Source organism: Ruegeria sp. H6 (assembly GCF_056532975.1).
Window position 1 is genome coordinate 182620 of sequence record NZ_JBQFOA010000001.1, and the last position, 16754, is coordinate 199373.

General features: G+C 58.8%; 19 protein-coding genes. 6 read left to right on the forward strand and 13 right to left on the reverse strand.

Going from position 1 to position 16754, the window contains the following annotated elements:
- Nucleotides 1-13: 13 nt before the first annotated feature.
- The 7 genes from ACR0AG_RS00880 to ACR0AG_RS00910 form a co-directional block, all read right to left on the reverse strand.
- Nucleotides 14-1108, reverse strand: a complete 1095-nt coding sequence (locus ACR0AG_RS00880; protein ID WP_480835456.1) for a Zn-dependent alcohol dehydrogenase — start codon at nt 1106-1108, stop codon at nt 14-16.
- An 81-nt stretch (nt 1109-1189) separates the two neighbouring features.
- A complete protein-coding gene (locus ACR0AG_RS00885) occupies nt 1190-2389 on the reverse strand; it encodes a TCR/Tet family MFS transporter (protein WP_480835458.1) in 1200 nt (399 codons plus the stop codon).
- A gap of 84 nt (nt 2390-2473) precedes the next feature.
- Nucleotides 2474-3187, reverse strand: a complete 714-nt coding sequence (locus tag ACR0AG_RS00890; protein ID WP_480835460.1) for an alpha/beta fold hydrolase — start codon at nt 3185-3187, stop codon at nt 2474-2476.
- 12 nt (nt 3188-3199) lie between these two features.
- A complete protein-coding gene (pcaD, locus tag ACR0AG_RS00895; RefSeq protein WP_480835462.1) occupies nt 3200-3988 on the reverse strand; it encodes a 3-oxoadipate enol-lactonase in 789 nt (262 codons plus the stop codon).
- Nucleotides 3989-4056: 68 nt separating this feature from the next.
- On the reverse strand, nt 4057-5031 hold the full coding sequence (locus ACR0AG_RS00900) for a threonine ammonia-lyase (protein WP_480835464.1): 975 nt from the start codon (nt 5029-5031) through the stop codon (nt 4057-4059).
- The gene (locus ACR0AG_RS00905; RefSeq protein ID WP_480835466.1) at nt 5028-5855 is read right to left on the reverse strand and encodes an alpha/beta fold hydrolase; all 828 of its coding nucleotides are present in this window, start codon (nt 5853-5855) and stop codon (nt 5028-5030) included. The genes ACR0AG_RS00900 and ACR0AG_RS00905 overlap by 4 nt, the downstream gene beginning before the upstream one ends.
- Nucleotides 5855-6541: a haloacid dehalogenase type II gene (locus ACR0AG_RS00910; protein ID WP_480835468.1), complete on the reverse strand. Its 687-nt coding sequence runs from the start codon at nt 6539-6541 to the stop codon at nt 5855-5857. Before ACR0AG_RS00910 ends, ACR0AG_RS00905 begins: the two co-directional genes overlap by 1 nt.
- Before the next feature lie 124 nt (nt 6542-6665).
- Here ACR0AG_RS00910 and ACR0AG_RS00915 point away from each other — a divergent pair, with 124 nt between their 5' ends.
- Complete coding sequence (locus tag ACR0AG_RS00915) at nt 6666-7094, forward strand: FKBP-type peptidyl-prolyl cis-trans isomerase (protein ID WP_480835469.1); 429 nt, start codon at nt 6666-6668, stop codon at nt 7092-7094.
- Between the two features lie 11 nt (nt 7095-7105).
- On the opposite strand, the gene ACR0AG_RS00920 is transcribed toward ACR0AG_RS00915, so the two are convergent.
- The 4 genes from ACR0AG_RS00920 to fabA are packed head-to-tail and all read right to left on the reverse strand — an operon-like array spanning nt 7106 to nt 9915.
- Nucleotides 7106-7288: a hypothetical protein gene (locus tag ACR0AG_RS00920; protein WP_480835470.1), complete on the reverse strand. Its 183-nt coding sequence runs from the start codon at nt 7286-7288 to the stop codon at nt 7106-7108.
- Nucleotides 7289-7347: 59 nt separating this feature from the next.
- Nucleotides 7348-8139 carry an enoyl-ACP reductase FabI gene (locus tag ACR0AG_RS00925; protein WP_480835472.1) on the reverse strand — a complete coding sequence of 264 codons (792 nt, stop codon included), beginning with the start codon at nt 8137-8139 and terminating at the stop codon, nt 7348-7350.
- 5 nt (nt 8140-8144) lie between these two features.
- Nucleotides 8145-9374: a beta-ketoacyl-ACP synthase I gene (fabB, locus tag ACR0AG_RS00930; protein ID WP_480835475.1), complete on the reverse strand. Its 1230-nt coding sequence runs from the start codon at nt 9372-9374 to the stop codon at nt 8145-8147.
- A gap of 31 nt (nt 9375-9405) precedes the next feature.
- Nucleotides 9406-9915, reverse strand: a complete 510-nt coding sequence (fabA, locus tag ACR0AG_RS00935) for a bifunctional 3-hydroxydecanoyl-ACP dehydratase/trans-2-decenoyl-ACP isomerase (protein ID WP_480835477.1) — start codon at nt 9913-9915, stop codon at nt 9406-9408.
- A 187-nt stretch (nt 9916-10102) separates the two neighbouring features.
- Here fabA and irrA point away from each other — a divergent pair, with 187 nt between their 5' ends.
- Nucleotides 10103-10522: an iron response transcriptional regulator IrrA gene (gene irrA, locus ACR0AG_RS00940; RefSeq protein ID WP_480835479.1), complete on the forward strand. Its 420-nt coding sequence runs from the start codon at nt 10103-10105 to the stop codon at nt 10520-10522.
- A 1-nt stretch (nt 10523) separates the two neighbouring features.
- Here irrA and ACR0AG_RS00945 read toward each other — a convergent pair whose 3' ends face one another.
- Nucleotides 10524-11420, reverse strand: a complete 897-nt coding sequence (locus ACR0AG_RS00945; protein WP_480835480.1) for a LysR family transcriptional regulator — start codon at nt 11418-11420, stop codon at nt 10524-10526.
- Between the two features lie 85 nt (nt 11421-11505).
- Between ACR0AG_RS00945 and ACR0AG_RS00950 the strand changes: the two genes are divergently transcribed.
- Nucleotides 11506-12300 (forward strand): phytanoyl-CoA dioxygenase family protein, encoded by a 795-nt coding sequence (locus ACR0AG_RS00950; RefSeq protein ID WP_480835482.1) that lies wholly within the window; start codon nt 11506-11508, stop codon nt 12298-12300.
- Here the strand turns inward: ACR0AG_RS00950 and ACR0AG_RS00955 are convergent.
- Nucleotides 12297-13160: a hypothetical protein gene (locus tag ACR0AG_RS00955; protein WP_480835484.1), complete on the reverse strand. Its 864-nt coding sequence runs from the start codon at nt 13158-13160 to the stop codon at nt 12297-12299. The two genes, ACR0AG_RS00950 and ACR0AG_RS00955, sit on opposite strands and share 4 nt — an antisense overlap.
- Before the next feature lie 121 nt (nt 13161-13281).
- On the opposite strand from ACR0AG_RS00955, the gene miaB reads away from it, so the two are divergent.
- From miaB to ACR0AG_RS00970, 3 genes are all read left to right on the forward strand, one after another.
- Nucleotides 13282-14601 carry a tRNA (N6-isopentenyl adenosine(37)-C2)-methylthiotransferase MiaB gene (miaB, locus tag ACR0AG_RS00960; RefSeq protein ID WP_480835485.1) on the forward strand — a complete coding sequence of 440 codons (1320 nt, stop codon included), beginning with the start codon at nt 13282-13284 and terminating at the stop codon, nt 14599-14601.
- A gap of 218 nt (nt 14602-14819) precedes the next feature.
- Nucleotides 14820-15539: an outer membrane protein gene (locus tag ACR0AG_RS00965; RefSeq protein ID WP_480835487.1), complete on the forward strand. Its 720-nt coding sequence runs from the start codon at nt 14820-14822 to the stop codon at nt 15537-15539.
- Nucleotides 15540-15703: 164 nt separating this feature from the next.
- Entirely contained in the window at nt 15704-16723 is a 1020-nt protein-coding gene (locus ACR0AG_RS00970) for a PhoH family protein (protein WP_480835489.1), read from the forward strand.
- Nucleotides 16724-16754 lie beyond the last annotated feature (31 nt).

Sequence of the window (16754 nt, forward strand, 5' to 3'; positions counted from 1 at the left end):
GCTCCTTTCCGGGTCAGTCCCGATTGAACAGGATCACGTTGCGCTTGGCCGATCCGGTCTTGGTATCCTCAATTGCTTCGTTGATCTGGTCCAGAGACCAACGACCCGAGATCAGCTCGTCCAGTTTCAGCCGCCCCTGTTGGTACAGATCGATCATCCAGGGAATGTCACGCTGAATGACGACATCGCCCATTTTCGATCCGATCAGCCCTTGGCCGATTGCGGCCAGAACAACGGGTTCATAACTGGCCTGCGCGCCGGAATGGGGCATCCCGATCATCACGGCCTTGCCGCCGCGCCCCAGATAACGCGGTGCCTGATCATAGGCGGGAATGGCCCCGACTGTGATCAGCACGGCATCAGCCCCGCGTCCGCCCAACGCCTTATAGGCCGCTTTCCACGGGGCATCGAGCGTGGCCAGAACACCATGGGTGGCCCCAAACTCCTTTGCGATCTCAAGCTTGTCTTCGGTCAAGTCGACCGCGACGATACGGCGGGCCCCGGCGATCCTTGCGCCTTGAATGGCGTTCAACCCCACGCCACCGGCTCCGATAACCACGACATCCTGACCGGGGCGCAGCCCGGCCGCGTTGACAACGGCTCCAACGCCGGTGATCACGCCGCATGACAACAGGCTCGCAACGTCCTTGGACAAGGATGCCGGAATTTTCACAATCTGCCGGTGATCGACCACAACCTTTTCAGCAAAGGCCCCACAGGCCATAGCTTGTTCCAACGGATCTCCGGCTGCCGTGCGCAGGGGGCCTTTGACCGTGTCATAGGGCGTTTCGCAAATCGTCGGCTTTCCGCTGGCGCAAGGCGGGCAGGATCCGCAGGCCCGGATCAGGGTGACCACCACCGGATCGCCGATTTTGAAACCTCCGGCGCCTTCCCCAATTGCGCTGACAACTCCAGCTGCCTCATGTCCGTAAACGGCTGGTAGAAACCCGCCCCATGCGCCGCTGGCGTATGAGATATCCGAATGGCAGATCGCAACCGCATCCAGCGTCACTTCGACCTCGCCCATTGCGGGTGGCGCGATCAGGACGTCTTCGATCACCAGCGGTTCCCCAAAAGCGTGGCAGACGGCAGCTTTGATGGTTTGCATGTTTATCCCCGTTCCTTTTCGGATCACGGTGGCCTGTCAGGATGCGTCCCGCAAGACGGTTTCCGTCATGACGGTGTCGTTTTACGCAGCGGCACGGGATGGGCGCAGAAAAAGTGTCATGCCTATCAGCATCAGAACCATCGCCAGCAGGAACGGTGCCCCTGGCAGATAGAGCGGTGTGTCTTCGCTGATGAAATGCGCAAACACGTTGGTCATCACCAAAGGTGCGATGATCATCGACAGGGCATGCAGCGCAGCCAGAACACCCTGCAGCTCGCCCTGTTGCGAATCTGGCGTGGCCTTGGACATCATGGCCTGAAGCGCAGGCGTGACCACAGCGCCAAGGGCTGTAATCGGGATCAGCATCAGCGCGATCATGCCATTGGTCAGAAAACCCAGCAGCGCAAAGCTGAAAATCTCGAACCCCATGCCCCAGACCACGGTCACACGCTCGCCCAGGTATTTGGTGGCAGGACGTATCAATCCGCCCTGAACGGCGGCCAGGCCAATGCCGTAAACCGCAAGTGACAAACCGATCATCTGCGGTGACCAGCCAAAGCGTTCGAGCGTGAAATACGACCAGATCGCCGGGTAGACATAGATCGAGACCGAATAGAGGAAATAGACCCACAGCATGGGGCGAATGCCGGGCAGGGCGGCGATCGCCTTCAGTGACCCCGCCGGGTTTGCTCGTCGCCACTGGAACGGGCGCCGATTTTCCTTGGTCACGGTTTCCGGCATCACCAAAAGCCCCAGCAGGAACCCAAGCGCCGACAGCCCGGCCGCGGCCCAGAAGGGCGCGCGCGTTCCGAATTCGGCCAGAACACCGCCCATCATCGGTCCAAGCACAAAGCCCACGCCAAAGGCCGCGCCCAAAAGGCCGAAATTGGCGGCTTTCTCGTGCGGTTTCGAGATGTCGGCCATAAAGGCGGCGGCGGTCGAATGGGTCGCAGCCGTAATGCCGCCAACGATGCGCCCGACCAACAGCAGCCAGATGCTGCCTGCAAGAGCCATGACCACATAGTCAAGCGCCATCACAAACAGCGACACCAGCAGAACAATCCGCCGCCCATAGGCATCCGACAGGTTGCCCAGAACCGGCCCAAAGAGAAATTGCATTGCGGCAAACGCGGTGCTCAGGATGCCGCCCCAAATAGCGGCTGAGGCCAGCGATCCGCCCTGAACCTCGACAATCAGCTGCGGCATGATGGGCAGCACAAGGCCGATGCCCATCGCGTCAATCATCACGGTTCCAAGAACAAACAAAAAGGGCAGACGCATGGGGTTTCCGAACAGCAGGTTAGGACGGACCCTAGCCGTCGGTATTCCTTGTGGAAAGGCCTGACTTGGCGAAAACCAGTGCGATCACATTTGGCGCAAGGCCTTGTCGATCAGCTCTGCAAGCTGTTGAGGGTGCGAAAAAAACGGCGAGTGCGCGCTGTTGATCGTAAACCTCAGCTCGGGTGTCACGCTGGCGCTCATCGTCTCTTGGTATTCTGTCGGGATCGTCCGGTCATCTAGGGTTCGGATATAGGCCTTGCGCACCCGTGCCAGGTTTTCACCCACGCTCAGCGGGGTGGTCTGCGGAAGGATAGCCTGTGGGCACAGGCGGGCCAGTGCATATTGAAAAACTTCGGACGAGCAATCGTGGTAGAACAGGTCCTGAACCCTGTCTGGAAAAACCGAACAGGATGACCCATCCACGGATTTTTCAATGGCCCCTGAAAGCAATTGACGCGCAGCGCGCTTGCGCATGTCGACCAGAGACAGACCGGATTCGGGGACATATGCGCACAGATAGATCAGTCCGCGCATTTGATCGGGCGCTGCTTCGGCAGCGGCGCTGATCGGATATCCGCCCCAGGAATGGCCGACAAGGATCGTATCCGGTGTCGTGGCGTCCAGCACCGCATCGCGGCACATCTCTAACGTGACCTCGGACGGGGATGTCGGGTCTGACCCGTGGCTGGGCAGATCGATGGCACGGACAGAGTGGCCCATGGCCGTCAGTTCAGGTGTCAGGTCGCGCCAACACCAGGCCCCGTGCCATGAACCGTGGATCAACAGAATTTCCGCCAACTCACTTCTCCTTCAGATGTGCCCGATATCCGTCAGAAATCTGTTCAGGACGGCGGCGTAGTCTTCGGGTCGTTCAACGCAGGGCAAATGCCCGGCCTTGCGGATCAACTCGAACCGCGCGCCGGGGACAAGATCGACCGTTTCGCGCACCAGATCGGGAGGGGTCGATCCGTCTTCGCTGCCGGCTATGCCCAGCGTTGGCAGGCGCAATCCGCTGGTGGGCGTATAAAAGTCGGTTCCCGAAATCGCAGCGCAACAGCCCAGATATCCTTCGACGGATTGCCGCGTCATCATGGTCCGCCACAGCGCCAGTTCCGGTTGTTTGCGAAACGCTCGCGAGAACCAACGCTCCATCGTGGCATCTGCGACGGCTTCGATCCCGCCCTTTTCTATGGCGGACATGCGATCCTGCCAGAGCGCAGGTGTACCGATCTTGGCGGCCGTATTCGACAGCACCAATGCCCGGACCTGATCCATGCGTTTGACGGCCAGTCCCTGCGCAATCATACCACCGATAGACAATCCGATAAAAACACAATCTTTCACATCCAGATAATCCAACAACGCTTCGGCGTCGCGCACCAATGCCCCCATCGAATAGGGGGCGGGCGGTGCGGGCGACAAACCATGTCCGCGTTTGTCATAGCGGATGATGCGCAGCCCCTGCGGCAGATGCGGCAGGATGGAATCCCACAACCGCAGATCGGTGCCCAGCGAATTGGCGAAAACGATCGGGGGCCCTTCGGGATCCCTGTCTACCCGGTAGTGCAGCCGCACATCCCCAAGCTCGGCAATTTTCATTGTTCCGTTCCCAACACAGCACCCTTGATCAAGGCGCGGCCCAATAATGAACTTAATTCAGCGATGTGTCAGGTCAGGAATTCCAACGCTTGACCGAACACCGCTGGATCGACATTCCCGCCCGAGGCGACCACGATGACAGCCTCGCCTTCGATTTCGTCCTTGCGATACAAGGCCGACGCCAAAGCAACCGCACCGCCGGGTTCCAGAACGATCTTCAAACGCAAAAACGCCTGGGCCATCGCCTGCAGAGCCTCTTGCTCGGAAACCGAGATGCCCGGGCCGCAGAGGCGATTGAGAATGGAGAAAGTGATTTCGCCCGGTTGCGGCGTCAGAATTGCGTCGCAGATATTGCCCGAGGTGGCGTTGTTTTTTTCAATTCCGCCCGAGGCCAGCGAACGTTTCACGTCGTCAAACCCTTCGGGTTCGCAGGGGCGCGGGCGCAGGCCGGGGGCGTGCGCCTCTAGCGCGAGAGCAATGCCTGCCGACAGCCCGCCGCCACCGCAGCAAATCAGGACATCTGCCTCTGACACGCCCAGCTCTGGCGCTTGTCGGGCGATCTCCAGCCCGGCGGTGCCTTGCCCGGCAATCACCAGCGGCTCGTCATAGGGCCGGATCAGGGTTAGGCCACGGTCCGAGGCCAGCGCCTCGCCAATCTCTTCGCGGCTTTCGCGGGCGCGGTCATAGAGGACAACTTCAGCCCCCAGGGCGCGCGTGTTGTCGATCTTCAGCTGTGGCGCGTCCGAGGGCATCACGATGACCGACGCGATCCCATGTTGCGCCGCTGCATAGGCCACCCCTTGCGCGTGATTGCCCGATGAATAGGCGATCACACCCCGCTGGCGTGCCGCATCATCCAGGGCCGAGATCGCGGACCACGCCCCGCGAAACTTGAAACTGCCGGTATGTTGCAGACATTCCGGCTTTACCAGAACACGGCGATCGGCAATCTCATCCAGAAACGGCGAGCTAAGAAGCGGCGTTTCCCTGACATGGCCCTGCAAACGGCCAGCGGCGGCCTCGATCATTTCCAAACTGCTCATGCGGCGTCCAATACCTTGTGAATGATGCTGATGGATTGCGGTTCGTTCAGAAACGGCACATGCCCGCGATCCGGTACTTCGACCGATATAAGACCGGGATGGCGCGCTTGCATCTGTGTGAGCGTTTCTCGGCTTAAAATATCCGAATTGGCACCACGGATCACGCCGGTTGGAATGTCGCGCAGGGCGTCAAACAGTGGCCAAAGGTCTGGCGCAACTCCGGCTGCGGCCTGATCGATCAAGGCCTGCCGCAGATTGGGATCATATCGCAGGGTCAGGCCCGTTTCCGTCTGCTCATATTGAAACTCTGCCTGCTGGCGCCATGTTTCAAGCGCGACGTTCGGAAACTGTGGGGCCATCAGGTGCAGCAAGGCCTCTGCGGCGGCGTCATAGGTCGCTGATTTGGGCGGCTGGCCTACATAGTCCATGATCTTGGCAAGGCCCGCCGGTTCAAGAACCGGTCCCACATCATTCAGGATCACACCGGCCAGACGGTCAGGATGACCGGCAGCCAAAGCCATAGCAATCAGCCCCCCGCGTGAGGTGCCAAGAATGGTCACTGCCCCCAAGCCCAGATGATCCAGCAACTCGATCACATCCTGAGCTTCGCGCAGCACGTTGTAGTTGCCGTAGTTGGGGTCATGGTCGGATTGCCCACGACCGCGATAGTCCATCGTGATCATCTGCGCATCGCGGGCATGCGGTGCAAAGAAAGAGAAATCCCGACTGTTTCGGGTCAACCCGGGCAGACACAGCAGTGGTTTCCCGGCGCCTGTGACTTCGAAAAAGATCTGTAAACCGTCCGAGGTCTTGAAGACCGCCATCAGAGGCCTGCCAATTCGGGTATCGTCGTCAGGTCCGACAAAACATGCGCTGGTGTCCAGGGCAGCCTGTCCATCGGCTCGCCCGCGCGATTGACCCAGGTGGTGACAAAGCCATAGCCACTGGCACCCGCTGCGTCCCAGCCGTTTGAGCTGACAAACAGCACTTCGTCCCGTTCACATCCGAACCGCTCTTGCACCAGGTCATAGACCCGTTTGTGCGGCTTGAACACGCCCACGGATTCCACAGACAGCACGTCATCGAGTACGGCACCAATTCCGGCTGACTGGACCGCGCCATCCAGCATGGGCGGTGAGCCATTCGACAGAATCGCTGTCTTCATGCCGCCGTCTTTCAAAGCGGTCAACATGTCAGGCACTTCGGGATAGGCCTGCAATTCCCAATAAAGATCCAGCAGCCTTTGCCGCAGACGCGGATCCCCTTGCAGGCCGCTGGCTTCCAGCGCCCAATCCAGCCCGTCTTGGGTGACATCCCAAAAGTCAGTGTGTGCATCAGCCACCGCGCGCAACCAGGTGTACTGCAATTGCTTCAGCCGCCAATGGTTGGCCACTTGGGGCCACGTGTCGGCCAGCGCCTCGAACCCTGGTTCGGCTGCTGCCTGCCGGGCTGCGGCGGCAACGTCAAACAGCGTGCCGTAGGCGTCAAAAATGCAGGTTGTGATGGCCATCTGTCCCTCCCGTGATCGGGCGCAGGTTGGCATAAGAGTTTCTGGGGTTAAAGAGCTTTGGGTTTACATTCCCGTGTCAAAGCCTAGGTTCGATCGTTCATCGCAATTCAGGCCGGAGGCCACCATGACCGCAATCAAAAACGGCGACACCGTTCGCATCCATTACACCGGCACTTTGCTGGACGGCAAAGTCTTTGACAGCTCGGACGGTCGCGATCCGCTGGAGTTTGCTGTTGGGTCCGGTCAGGTCATCCGCGGTCTGGATGTGGCCTTGCCCGGTATGGAGGTAGGTGAAAAGAAGCGGGTCGAGATTGCATGTGCCGACGCTTATGGCCCGATCAACCCGGGAATGCGTCAGGAAATCCCGCGCGAGGGCATCCCGGATGACATCCCGCTTGATCCGGGCACCCAGCTGCAAATGCAGACACCTCAGGGCCAGGCTGTTCCGGTAACCGTGGTTGAGGCGAACGAGGCAACCGTCACGCTGGACGCAAACCACGCGCTGGCCGGTCAGGATCTGATCTTCGATATCGAGATCGTGTCGATCAACTGACCGGTTGGGGTTTAACCTGCGAACAGGTTACGCAGTCCCTCGACAACCTGTGGCTGGGTGAAGAACACGAAGGCTGTCAGCAGTCCGATCAGCGCAACCATCAGCAACCGCGTGCGGCTGCCTTGAAACCCGAGTTTGCGACGTGCTGACGATGCGGTGCCGGTGTTGGCGAGGATTTGATCTACTTTGCTCATGGGTCTTTCCCTGCCGCTCAATGATGGTCAAATCAGGGCAATGGCAGGGAAAGTTATGGTCACATGGCCTCGGGCTGCGGCATTCCGAGGATGTGATAGCCGCCATCGACGCGAATGATTTCGCCCGAAGTGTACATACCCGCATCCGAGGTCAGGTAAACGGCGGTGCCGCCCACGGCCTCAAGCGTGGCGTTCGAGCGCATCGGCGCATTCTGGTCGCAGAACTTGTAGGTCTTGCGCGCGCCTCCGATGGCTGCGCCTGCAAGGGTCTTCATCGGGCCGGGCGAGATCGCGTTGACGCGAATACCTTCGGGGCCCAGATCGTTGGCCAGATAGCGTGTCGCTGATTCCAAGGCCGCTTTGGCCACGCCCATGACGTTGTAGTTCGGCACAACCTTGTTCGACCCTTGATAGGTCAGCGTCAGCAACGTGCCACCATTGTCCTTCATCAGCGGATAGGCGCGGCGCGCAACCTCGATAAAGGAATAGGCCGAGACATCCAGCGAATGTTTGAAATTCGCGCGCGTGGTGTTCAGGAACCGCCCGGTCAGTTCCGACTTGTCGGAATAGGCGATGGCGTGGACGACAAAATCGATGGTGGGCCAGCGCGCGGATAGCTCACCAAAGGCACGATCCAATGATTCGTCATCGGTGACATCCGCATCGACCATAAAGTCGCTGCCCAGGCTCTGTGCCAGAGGCTCCAGCCGCTTGCCGAAGGCCTCGCCCTGATAGGTGAATGCCAGTTCTGCGCCTGCCTCGTGCATGGCCTTGGCAATGCCCCACGCGATCGAGCGGTCATTCGCCACGCCCATGATCAGGCCGCGTTTACCCTTGAGTTGATCCGACATCTTGTTCACCCGTTATACTTTGACAGGATCATGGAGCCGTTTGTGCCGCCAAAGCCGAAGCTGTTGGTCATGACACTGTCCAAGCCTGCGTTTTCAACTACTTGAGTAGCAATTTCACCGGGCAAAATGCCGTCGGCAAGTGTGTCGACATTGATCGACGGTGTAATGAAATCATGGTGCAGCATCAAAAGGCAGAAGATCGCCTCAAGCGCACCCGCCGCGCCTTGCGCATGGCCGGTCATCGATTTGGTCGATGAGATGGGCGGCACGTTGCCTTCCCCAAAGATGCGGCGCACGGCCTCAACCTCGCCTACGTCGCCGACCGGTGTCGAAGTGCCGTGGGCGTTGATATAGCCGACCTTGCGGCCTTCGGGCAGGGTCGACAGGGCCAGCCGCATCGCGCGCTCGCCGCCTTCGCCGGATGGGGCCACCATATCATGACCGTCCGAAGTGGCCGCGTATCCGGTGACTTCGGCGTAAATCTTGGCGCCGCGCGCCAGCGCGTGTTCCAGTTCTTCCAGCACGACGATGCCGCCGCCGCCCGAGATGACGAACCCGTCGCGGTTCTGGTCGAACGCGCGCGAAGCTTTGTCCGGCGTGTCGTTATACTTGGAAGACATCGCGCCCATCGCGTCGAACAGGCATGACAATGTCCAGTCCAGTTCCTCGCCGCCGCCGGCAAACATCACATCCTGTTTGCCCAGCATGATCTGCTCGGCCGCGTTGCCGATACAATGCAGCGAGGTCGAGCAGGCCGAAGTGATCGAATAGTTGATGCCCTTGATCTTGAACGCGGTCGCGAGGTTCGCGGAAATCGTCGAGCACATGCATTTCGGCACCGCGAACGGCCCGATCCGCTTGGTGGCGCCGTTTTTCAGAACCGTTTGATGCGCAGTCAGCATCGCGCTTGTCGACGGACCGCCGGACCCAGCCACAAGGCCGGTGCGCGGATTGACAACCTGATCTTCGGCAAGACCGGCATCGGCAATGGCCTGGCTCATGGCGATATGGGCATAGGCCGCGCCAGGACCCATAAAACGCAGGGTGCGCTTGTCGACATGTTCGGTTACGTCGATCTTGAGCGAGCCCGCAATCTGGCTGCGAAAGCCATGCTCGACCATCTGATCATTGGCCACGATACCGGACTTGCCGGTTTTGAGAGAGGTCAGGACCTCTTCGGCATTGTTCCCGATGGAGGAGACAACCCCCAAACCGGTGACAACTACTCGACGCATGTGCGTGCTCCTTATTTCGGGCCGGTCAGGCTCAGGCTTCGGACAGAACGACTTTCATGTCTTTGACATCATAAATCATTTCACCGTCCGCTTCGACGATTCCATCCGCCACACCCATGGTCAGACGGCGGGTTTGGATCGCCTTTTTGAAATCAATTTTATAGGTCAGCATCTTGCGGTCGGGCCGGACCATGCCGGTCAGCTTGACCTCACCAACGCCCACGGCCATGCCGCGCCCCTGCCATCCGCGCCAACCCAGGTTGAACCCGGTCAGCTGCCACAAACCGTCCAGACCCAGACAACCCGGCATGATCGGATTGCCGGGGAAATGGCAGTCAAAGAACCACAAATCCGGGGTGATATCGAACTCGGCCAGAACGTGTCCTTTGCCGTGCTCACCACCATCAGCCGAAATCTCCGTGATCCGGTCCATCATCAGCATCGGCGGGGCGGGCAGCTGCGCGTTGCCCGGGCCGAATAATTCGCCGCGGGCGCATTTCAGCAGATCGTCTTTGTCAAAGCTGCTCGGGAATTGGGACATTCTGCCGCGTCTCCTGCCAGGGTCTGTTCGTTATATCTGGCCTCGTCTAGCACCCGTATGCAAGGTCCTGCAAGAGCGGCGCGCCACATCATGTTGAACTTACGACAGTCTTTGCGAATGAATTTCATTTGAAATTGCAGGTTGAGAGCCCTTATATATAGCGTCAGCGAAAACAGGTATCGGACACATGACACCTCAAAGCCGGGAAATAGCGACAAAATGGCTTGTCGATGCGGGTCTGCGGCCAACGCGACAGCGTGTGGCGCTTGCGGTGCAATTGGTTGGTGACGGTCGGCATCGCCATGTCACCGCCGAAAGTCTGTTTGACTCTGCCAAAAAGCAGGGTGACGCGGTGTCTTTGGCAACCGTCTACAATACGTTGCGTGCCTTCTGCGATGCAGGGGTTTTGCAGGAAATCACGGTGGACGGGTCAAAAAGCTATTTTGACACCAACACGCATGACCACCCACATTTCTTCTGGGAAGACGAAAGCCGTCTCAGCGACGCGCCGTCGGAAGAGCTGGTAATCCAGCGCCTGCCGCAAGCTCCCGAAGGGGTCGAGATCGCCTCGGTCGATGTGGTGATCCGCCTGCGCAAAAAGCAGTAGGTCAGCGCTGTTTCAAAACATCTGTGAGAATGCCTTCTGCCGCAGTGATTATCGGGTCCGCAGGGCCTGTACCATGTCTGGTCAGCACAACGGATTCAATGGCCTCTGGATGGTCAATCTGACGGCTGATCAGGTGGTCGCGCCCATGCCGGGTTTCGCCGGGCAGAATAGAATAGCTGATGCCGATGCCCTCGCCATGGGCAACAAGGCTTTGCAAAACCTCAAGCGAAGCGGCGCGATGCGCAACCAGCGGGCGCAAGTTGCTGCGTCGAAAGAGGCCAAGCATGTGATGGGCAGACAGGCCTTCGTCGGACAGGATCAAGGGGTACTCCGCCAGATCGCTTAGCCGCAGGTGGGCCAAATCAGAGAGAGGGTGACCGGTGGGTATCAGGGCGTTGGGCGCACTATCATAGAGTTTCTTGCGGCTGAAACCCGCATCCAGCCCCAGCTCATAGGTAATTGCGATATCCGTCTGGCCATTGAGCAGACCCGTGATCACGCCTTCGAAGCCGTCGATGCAATAGGAAATCTCGGCATCCGGAAAGGATTGACGCAGCAATTGCAGGGCCGGGGCAAGATGCAGCGGTGCCAGATCGGTGAAACAGCCTAATCTAAGTCGCTCGGTCCCTTTTCTGCGGTGGTCGGCGCGCTCCAGACGCGCCGCATCGGCAAGCAGCGCTTCGGCTTGTGTCAGAAAGGTACGCCCCTGTGGCGTGATGGCCATCGCCGCCCCGCGCCGTCGGGTGAATAGAGGAAAGCCCAGATGTGATTCCACCCGCGTCAGCGCGGTGGATAGCGCCGGTTGCGAGACGTTGAGCTGTTGGGCCGCTGCCGAAAGGCTGCCATGTTGCCCGATGGCGCAGACATATTCGTACTGCCGGAGTGAAAGGTATAACATGAATTTAATAGTTACTTTGAAAGATATTATTTGAACAGATGCACTTTCCGTGCGCAGATCGGGCCAACACAACAAGGAGACCGACATGACACACCCTCTGGTCACACAGGAGATGATCGACAGCTTTCAGGCGGATGGCGTTGTGCTGGTCAAAGGGCTGTTCGCGGATCATGTGGACACGCTGAGGGACGGTATCGCCGCGAATATGGCGGCGCCCGGGCCTTACGCCTCCGAAAACAAGAAGCAGGGCGAAACGGGCCGGTTCTTTGACGACTATTGCAACTGGTCCCGTATCTCGCAGTTCCGCGATGTGATTGAGGCTTCGCCCGCCGCGCAGGTCGCCGCGGATTTGATGCAGTCGCAGAGTGTTCAGATGTTCCACGATCACGTTCTGGTCAAAGAGCCAGGGACCTCCATGGCAACACCCTGGCATCAGGATGGACCCTATTACTTTGTCGAAGGGCGGCAGACGATCAGCTTTTGGTCGCCGCTGGATTCCGTGAAACAGGCCACCTTACGCTGCGTGGCCGGATCGCATCGATGGGAGAAAGAGGTCCTGCCAACCCGCTGGGTGTCGGAAGAGGGGTTCTTTGCCGACGAAGGTCAATACATCCCGGTGCCGGATCCGGATGCCGAGGGGATGCGGGTGGTTGAGTTCGAGATGGAGCCAGGCGATGCCGTCGCCTTCAATTTCCGCACGCTGCATGGCGCCCGGGGAAACACATCTGACAACCGCCGCCGCGCGTTCTCGCTGCGCCTTGTTGGGGACGACGCCCGTTATGTGGAACGGCCCGGCCCGACATCACCGCCATTCCCCGGCCATGACATGGCGGCGGGGCAAAGGCTGCGGGAAGACTGGTTCCCGATGCTGCTGGGTTAGAACCACTGGCCCGGCTCAATCAACCCCAACTCCAGCAGTTGTTGCGAGTCCCAATTGAACGGGGTCGAGTTGCGCCAGGTGAAACTTGAAATCTCGAACCGCGAGCCGGCGTTTGAGGTCAGCGCCTTTGCGGCCCGAAAGGAACATACAGCAGCTGTCAGATTGTGATGCCAAGGGCATGAGAACGTGTTGTATTCCGGGTCGTTCGTCGAATGATCCGCCAGCAGTTCCAGACCTTTCCTGGCTTTGAATATGCTGATCCTGTCGATGCGACGACGTTCGTAGGGGATGTGATCTTCGAACCGCCACCGGAGGCCACCGGACATGTCCAACTGCCGCTCCAACGGTTTGCCCGACGCGTCGTGGCGGGTATGGGCGTAATATCCGCAACTGTCCAACATGGCGGTGTCACGGGAAACGCCATTGGGGTTGGCAGACAGATCCGCCGCATAAAGATCCACGACATGGGTCAGCATCGCATGCCGACGTTCTTCCGCGTGAAAGGTCAGCAATTCACCGACCGAACGTGTCTCGCAGAACGGATAGAACAGGTATTCGGCATTGTATCCGTAGTAGATCCATAATCCGGGCAGGGCGTCGATCAGTCGGTTTACCGTGTCGAACACCACCTGCCGCGGCGCGCAGGTGAACGTTACGCGATGAATACGCTCGATCAGATCGGCGGGCAGGGCGAACTCGGCAGGCATGAACGCAATCACGGCCTTGAACCCCAGTTTCAGGTGATGATGCAGGGTACTGCCCAGCTCGACATCGTCCTCTGCGAAAATCAGCGCAACCGGGCCCCGAGAGATCGTCTTTTGGCCGGATTTCAGAAAATCTTCGAGTGAGTCGTACCGCATCGACCGCCATGCTTTCGCTTTGCTGGAATTTCCGGCCAAATTCGGGTAATTGCGCCGCCATTGCAAGCGGCGTTCGATAGGTATAGACGACGCCGATCCCGCGAACGCAAAGGCCCGTGCCATGTCCGAACCGAAAAAGCTGTTTATCAAGACCTATGGTTGTCAGATGAATGTCTACGACAGCGAGCGCATGGTCGAAGCGCTGGGCGGGCAGGGCTATGTCGAAACCAAAAGCCCTGATGATGCGGACATGATTCTGCTGAACACCTGCCATATCCGGGAGAAGGCGGCGGAAAAGGTCTATTCCGAACTGGGGCGGTTCAAGGGGCTCAAGGCCGACAAGCCGGACCTCAAGATCGGTGTCGCGGGCTGTGTCGCGCAGGCCGAAGGTGAAGAGATTATGCGCCGCCAGCCGTTGGTCGATCTGGTTGTCGGCCCGCAAAGTTATCACCGCCTGCCCGAGATGGAGGCCAAGACCCGCACGGGCAAAAAGGCGCTGGACACGGATTTCCCCGAAGAGGACAAGTTCGAAAAGCTCAAATCCCGCCCCAAGGCCAAACGCGGCCCGACCGCCTTTTTGACGGTTCAGGAAGGGTGCGACAAATTCTGCGCCTTCTGTGTGGTGCCCTATACGCGCGGGGCCGAAGTCAGCCGCCCTGCAGATCGCATCCTGCGAGAGGCGCGCGATCTGGTGGAACGCGGGGTGCGCGAAATCACCCTGTTGGGTCAGAACGTGAATGCCTATCACGGTGCGGGTCCAAATGGAGACATGACCCTTGCGGGTCTGATCTGGGAACTCAACAAGGTCGACGGGTTGGAACGGATCCGGTTCACCACCTCGCATCCCAACGACATGACAGACGACCTGATCGAGGCGCATGGTACCTGCGACAAACTGATGCCTTATCTGCACCTGCCGGTTCAATCGGGGTCGGACAGGATTCTCAAGCGCATGAATCGCAGCCACACCGCCGAAAGCTATTTACGTTTGATCGAACGTATTCGCGACGCGCGGCCGGATATCCTGATGTCCGGTGACTTTATTGTGGGCTTTCCGGAGGAGACCGAGGAAGATTTTCAGGCGACGCTCGACCTCGTGGAAGAGGTCAATTACGGCTATGCGTATTCGTTCAAATATTCGACTCGGCCCGGAACACCCGCAGCAGAGAGGTCTCAGGTTGAGACTTCGGTGGCGGATGACCGCCTACAACGCCTGCAGGCGTTGATCACCCGCCACCAGCGCGAAATTCAGGATTCCATGGTCGGCAGAACCGTCCGAGTGTTGTTTGAAAAACCGGGTCGCCTGGCGGGGCAGATGGTCGGAAAATCCGAGTATCTTCACGCAGTTCACGTCTCTGATGCCGATGTCGATGTGGCGGAAATTCGGGACGTCAAAATCACCGCATCCGGGGCAAATTCCCTGGCCGGGGCGCTGATGTGATTGGCCGCAAACCACAAGTGGTGCTAAGTTCAGAATAAATTAACACTTGATTTAGGTGTTGGAACTATGGTCGGACGTGTTCCAGTTTTTGGATCAGGCGTTGCGCTGAGGCATCTGGAGCTTGTGGTTTTTGGCTCTGTCAGGTGACGGCGATCTTGCATCGGGGAGTACGAGTGGTGGCGCATAAGTTTTTTTACGTTGGAACCCTTTCACGCATCATGTCTGGGTTTGCGCTGACTGCGTTCTTGGCTGCTCCGGTTCTGGCGGGTGATGTCATCGGGGATGTAACGGAACCGGATATTATCGCGCCGCAGACAGATACCCGGGACTATGGCGGGTTTTATCTTGGTGCCAGCGGCGGTTACGGGTTCAGCGGGACCGACGAGTTCGGCCTGACCACGACCACGGCACGTTTCCCGGTTGGTGAGCTTGAACTGAGTGGCGGCTATGGCGGGCTGCGGGGCGGTTGGCGCAACAGCCTGCCGACGATCGGCGGTCGCGACTATATCTTCGGCTTTGAGGTGGGGTATGATTTCGGCACGCTTGAAGACAGCGTGTCGTCGCAGATTGGCGGAACGACGGCGGAAGCGGGGTCATCGATCTCTGACGTTCTGTCGATTCGGTTTCGCAACGGGGTGACCAATCGCAGCCGAAGCATCCTGTATTTTGTTTCTGTCGGCTATACGGCGGCGGATGTAACGACGTCGCTTGCATTGGACTCGGGCGCCTCTGCCAGATCATTTGAAGATTCGGGAAATCGCAGTGGATTTACAGCCAGCCTGGGGTTGGAACACTGGATCACTGAAAACTGGTCAATCACGGGCGAATACGAGTATTTTCAGTTCGACTCGGAAACAGTTGATTTCGGATCAGGGTTCACAACCAAATCCACGCCCAAATACCAAGGTATTCGGGTTGGATTGAACTATTCATTCTGACGTGGCAAGGACTGGATCCGGTGCAATTTGACCAGGCCATTCGCCTGTTTTTCGCCGTTGGTTCGGTCAAATACGAATTCAATGTGAAAAAATGAATCTGCTTCTTGCGTCCACCAAGACTTGTTGTCTACGCTCAAGGTGAAACGCCAAGACAGGAGAACGGATTGGCCATCGGTGCCCTGACCCCACCGCAAGATGAATTGCCTCAGCGCGAAGCGCTTGTTGAATTCCCCGACAACCGATTGTTGATTGACCTGTGCGGTGAGTACGACCGCAATCTGGCCGAGATCGAGCAGAAACTGACTGTTCAGATCGTGCGCCGGGGCAATCAGCTTGTTGTCATGGGCGAAGAGGAGGCCCAAAAGCAGGCCGTCGAGGTTCTGCAATCTCTCTACACACGTCTCGAAGGCGGCAAAGATGTCGAGGCCGCAGATGTGGACCGCGAATTGCGCATGGGCAATTCCGAGGCCGGAACCGGGACGCGGGACGGCGATCAGCTTGAGATGTTCAAGGGCGGAACGGTCGAGATCAAGACCCGCAAAAAGCTGGTCGAGCCGCGTACAGATGCCCAAAAGGCCTATGTGCAATCGCTGTTCAACAACGAACTGGCCTTTGGAATCGGCCCGGCCGGTACCGGTAAGACATATCTGGCTGTTGCCGTGGGCGTGTCGATGTTCATCGGCGGGCATGTCGACCGGATCATCCTCAGCCGCCCGGCGGTCGAGGCGGGTGAAAAGCTGGGCTATCTGCCGGGCGACATGAAGGACAAGGTCGATCCCTATATGCAGCCGCTATACGACGCTCTGAACGATTTTCTGCCCGGCAAACAGCTTGCCAAGCTGATCGAGGAAAAACGGATCGAAATCGCGCCGCTGGCCTTCATGCGCGGCCGCACGCTGGCCAATGCATTTGTGGTGCTGGATGAGGCGCAGAATGCTACGACCATGCAGATGAAGATGTTCCTGACCCGTTTGGGTGAAGGCAGCCGCATGGTCATCACCGGTGACCGGTCGCAGGTGGACCTGCCTCGGGGGGTGCAATCCGGGCTTGCCGATGCCGAACGGTTGTTGAAGACGATCCCGAATATCAGTTTCAACTATTTTACCTCCAAAGACGTTGTGCGCCATCCGCTTGTGGCCGCCATCATCGAAGCGTATGAGGCCGATGCGGGGCGCCAAACCTGATTGTCCCGCAAGGGCCCGGCGCTTTGGACAC

Coding starts and splice junctions, on each gene's coding strand:
- ACR0AG_RS00880 (WP_480835456.1), bottom strand. CDS start 1,108: ATGCAAACCATCAAAGCTGCCGTCTGCCACGCTTTTGGGGAACCGCTG.
- ACR0AG_RS00885 (WP_480835458.1), bottom strand. CDS start 2,389: ATGCGTCTGCCCTTTTTGTTTGTTCTTGGAACCGTGATGATTGACGCG.
- pcaD (WP_480835462.1), bottom strand. CDS start 3,988: ATGAAAATTGCCGAGCTTGGGGATGTGCGGCTGCACTACCGGGTAGAC.
- ACR0AG_RS00900 (WP_480835464.1), bottom strand. CDS start 5,031: ATGAGCAGTTTGGAAATGATCGAGGCCGCCGCTGGCCGTTTGCAGGGC.
- ACR0AG_RS00905 (WP_480835466.1), bottom strand. CDS start 5,855: ATGGCGGTCTTCAAGACCTCGGACGGTTTACAGATCTTTTTCGAAGTC.
- ACR0AG_RS00910 (WP_480835468.1), bottom strand. CDS start 6,541: ATGGCCATCACAACCTGCATTTTTGACGCCTACGGCACGCTGTTTGAC.
- ACR0AG_RS00915 (WP_480835469.1), top strand. CDS start 6,666: ATGACCGCAATCAAAAACGGCGACACCGTTCGCATCCATTACACCGGC.
- ACR0AG_RS00920 (WP_480835470.1), bottom strand. CDS start 7,288: ATGAGCAAAGTAGATCAAATCCTCGCCAACACCGGCACCGCATCGTCA.
- ACR0AG_RS00925 (WP_480835472.1), bottom strand. CDS start 8,139: ATGTCGGATCAACTCAAGGGTAAACGCGGCCTGATCATGGGCGTGGCG.
- fabB (WP_480835475.1), bottom strand. CDS start 9,374: ATGCGTCGAGTAGTTGTCACCGGTTTGGGGGTTGTCTCCTCCATCGGG.
- fabA (WP_480835477.1), bottom strand. CDS start 9,915: ATGTCCCAATTCCCGAGCAGCTTTGACAAAGACGATCTGCTGAAATGC.
- irrA (WP_480835479.1), top strand. CDS start 10,103: ATGACACCTCAAAGCCGGGAAATAGCGACAAAATGGCTTGTCGATGCG.
- ACR0AG_RS00945 (WP_480835480.1), bottom strand. CDS start 11,420: ATGTTATACCTTTCACTCCGGCAGTACGAATATGTCTGCGCCATCGGG.
- ACR0AG_RS00950 (WP_480835482.1), top strand. CDS start 11,506: ATGACACACCCTCTGGTCACACAGGAGATGATCGACAGCTTTCAGGCG.
- ACR0AG_RS00955 (WP_480835484.1), bottom strand. CDS start 13,160: ATGCGGTACGACTCACTCGAAGATTTTCTGAAATCCGGCCAAAAGACG.
- miaB (WP_480835485.1), top strand. CDS start 13,282: ATGTCCGAACCGAAAAAGCTGTTTATCAAGACCTATGGTTGTCAGATG.
- ACR0AG_RS00965 (WP_480835487.1), top strand. CDS start 14,820: ATGTCTGGGTTTGCGCTGACTGCGTTCTTGGCTGCTCCGGTTCTGGCG.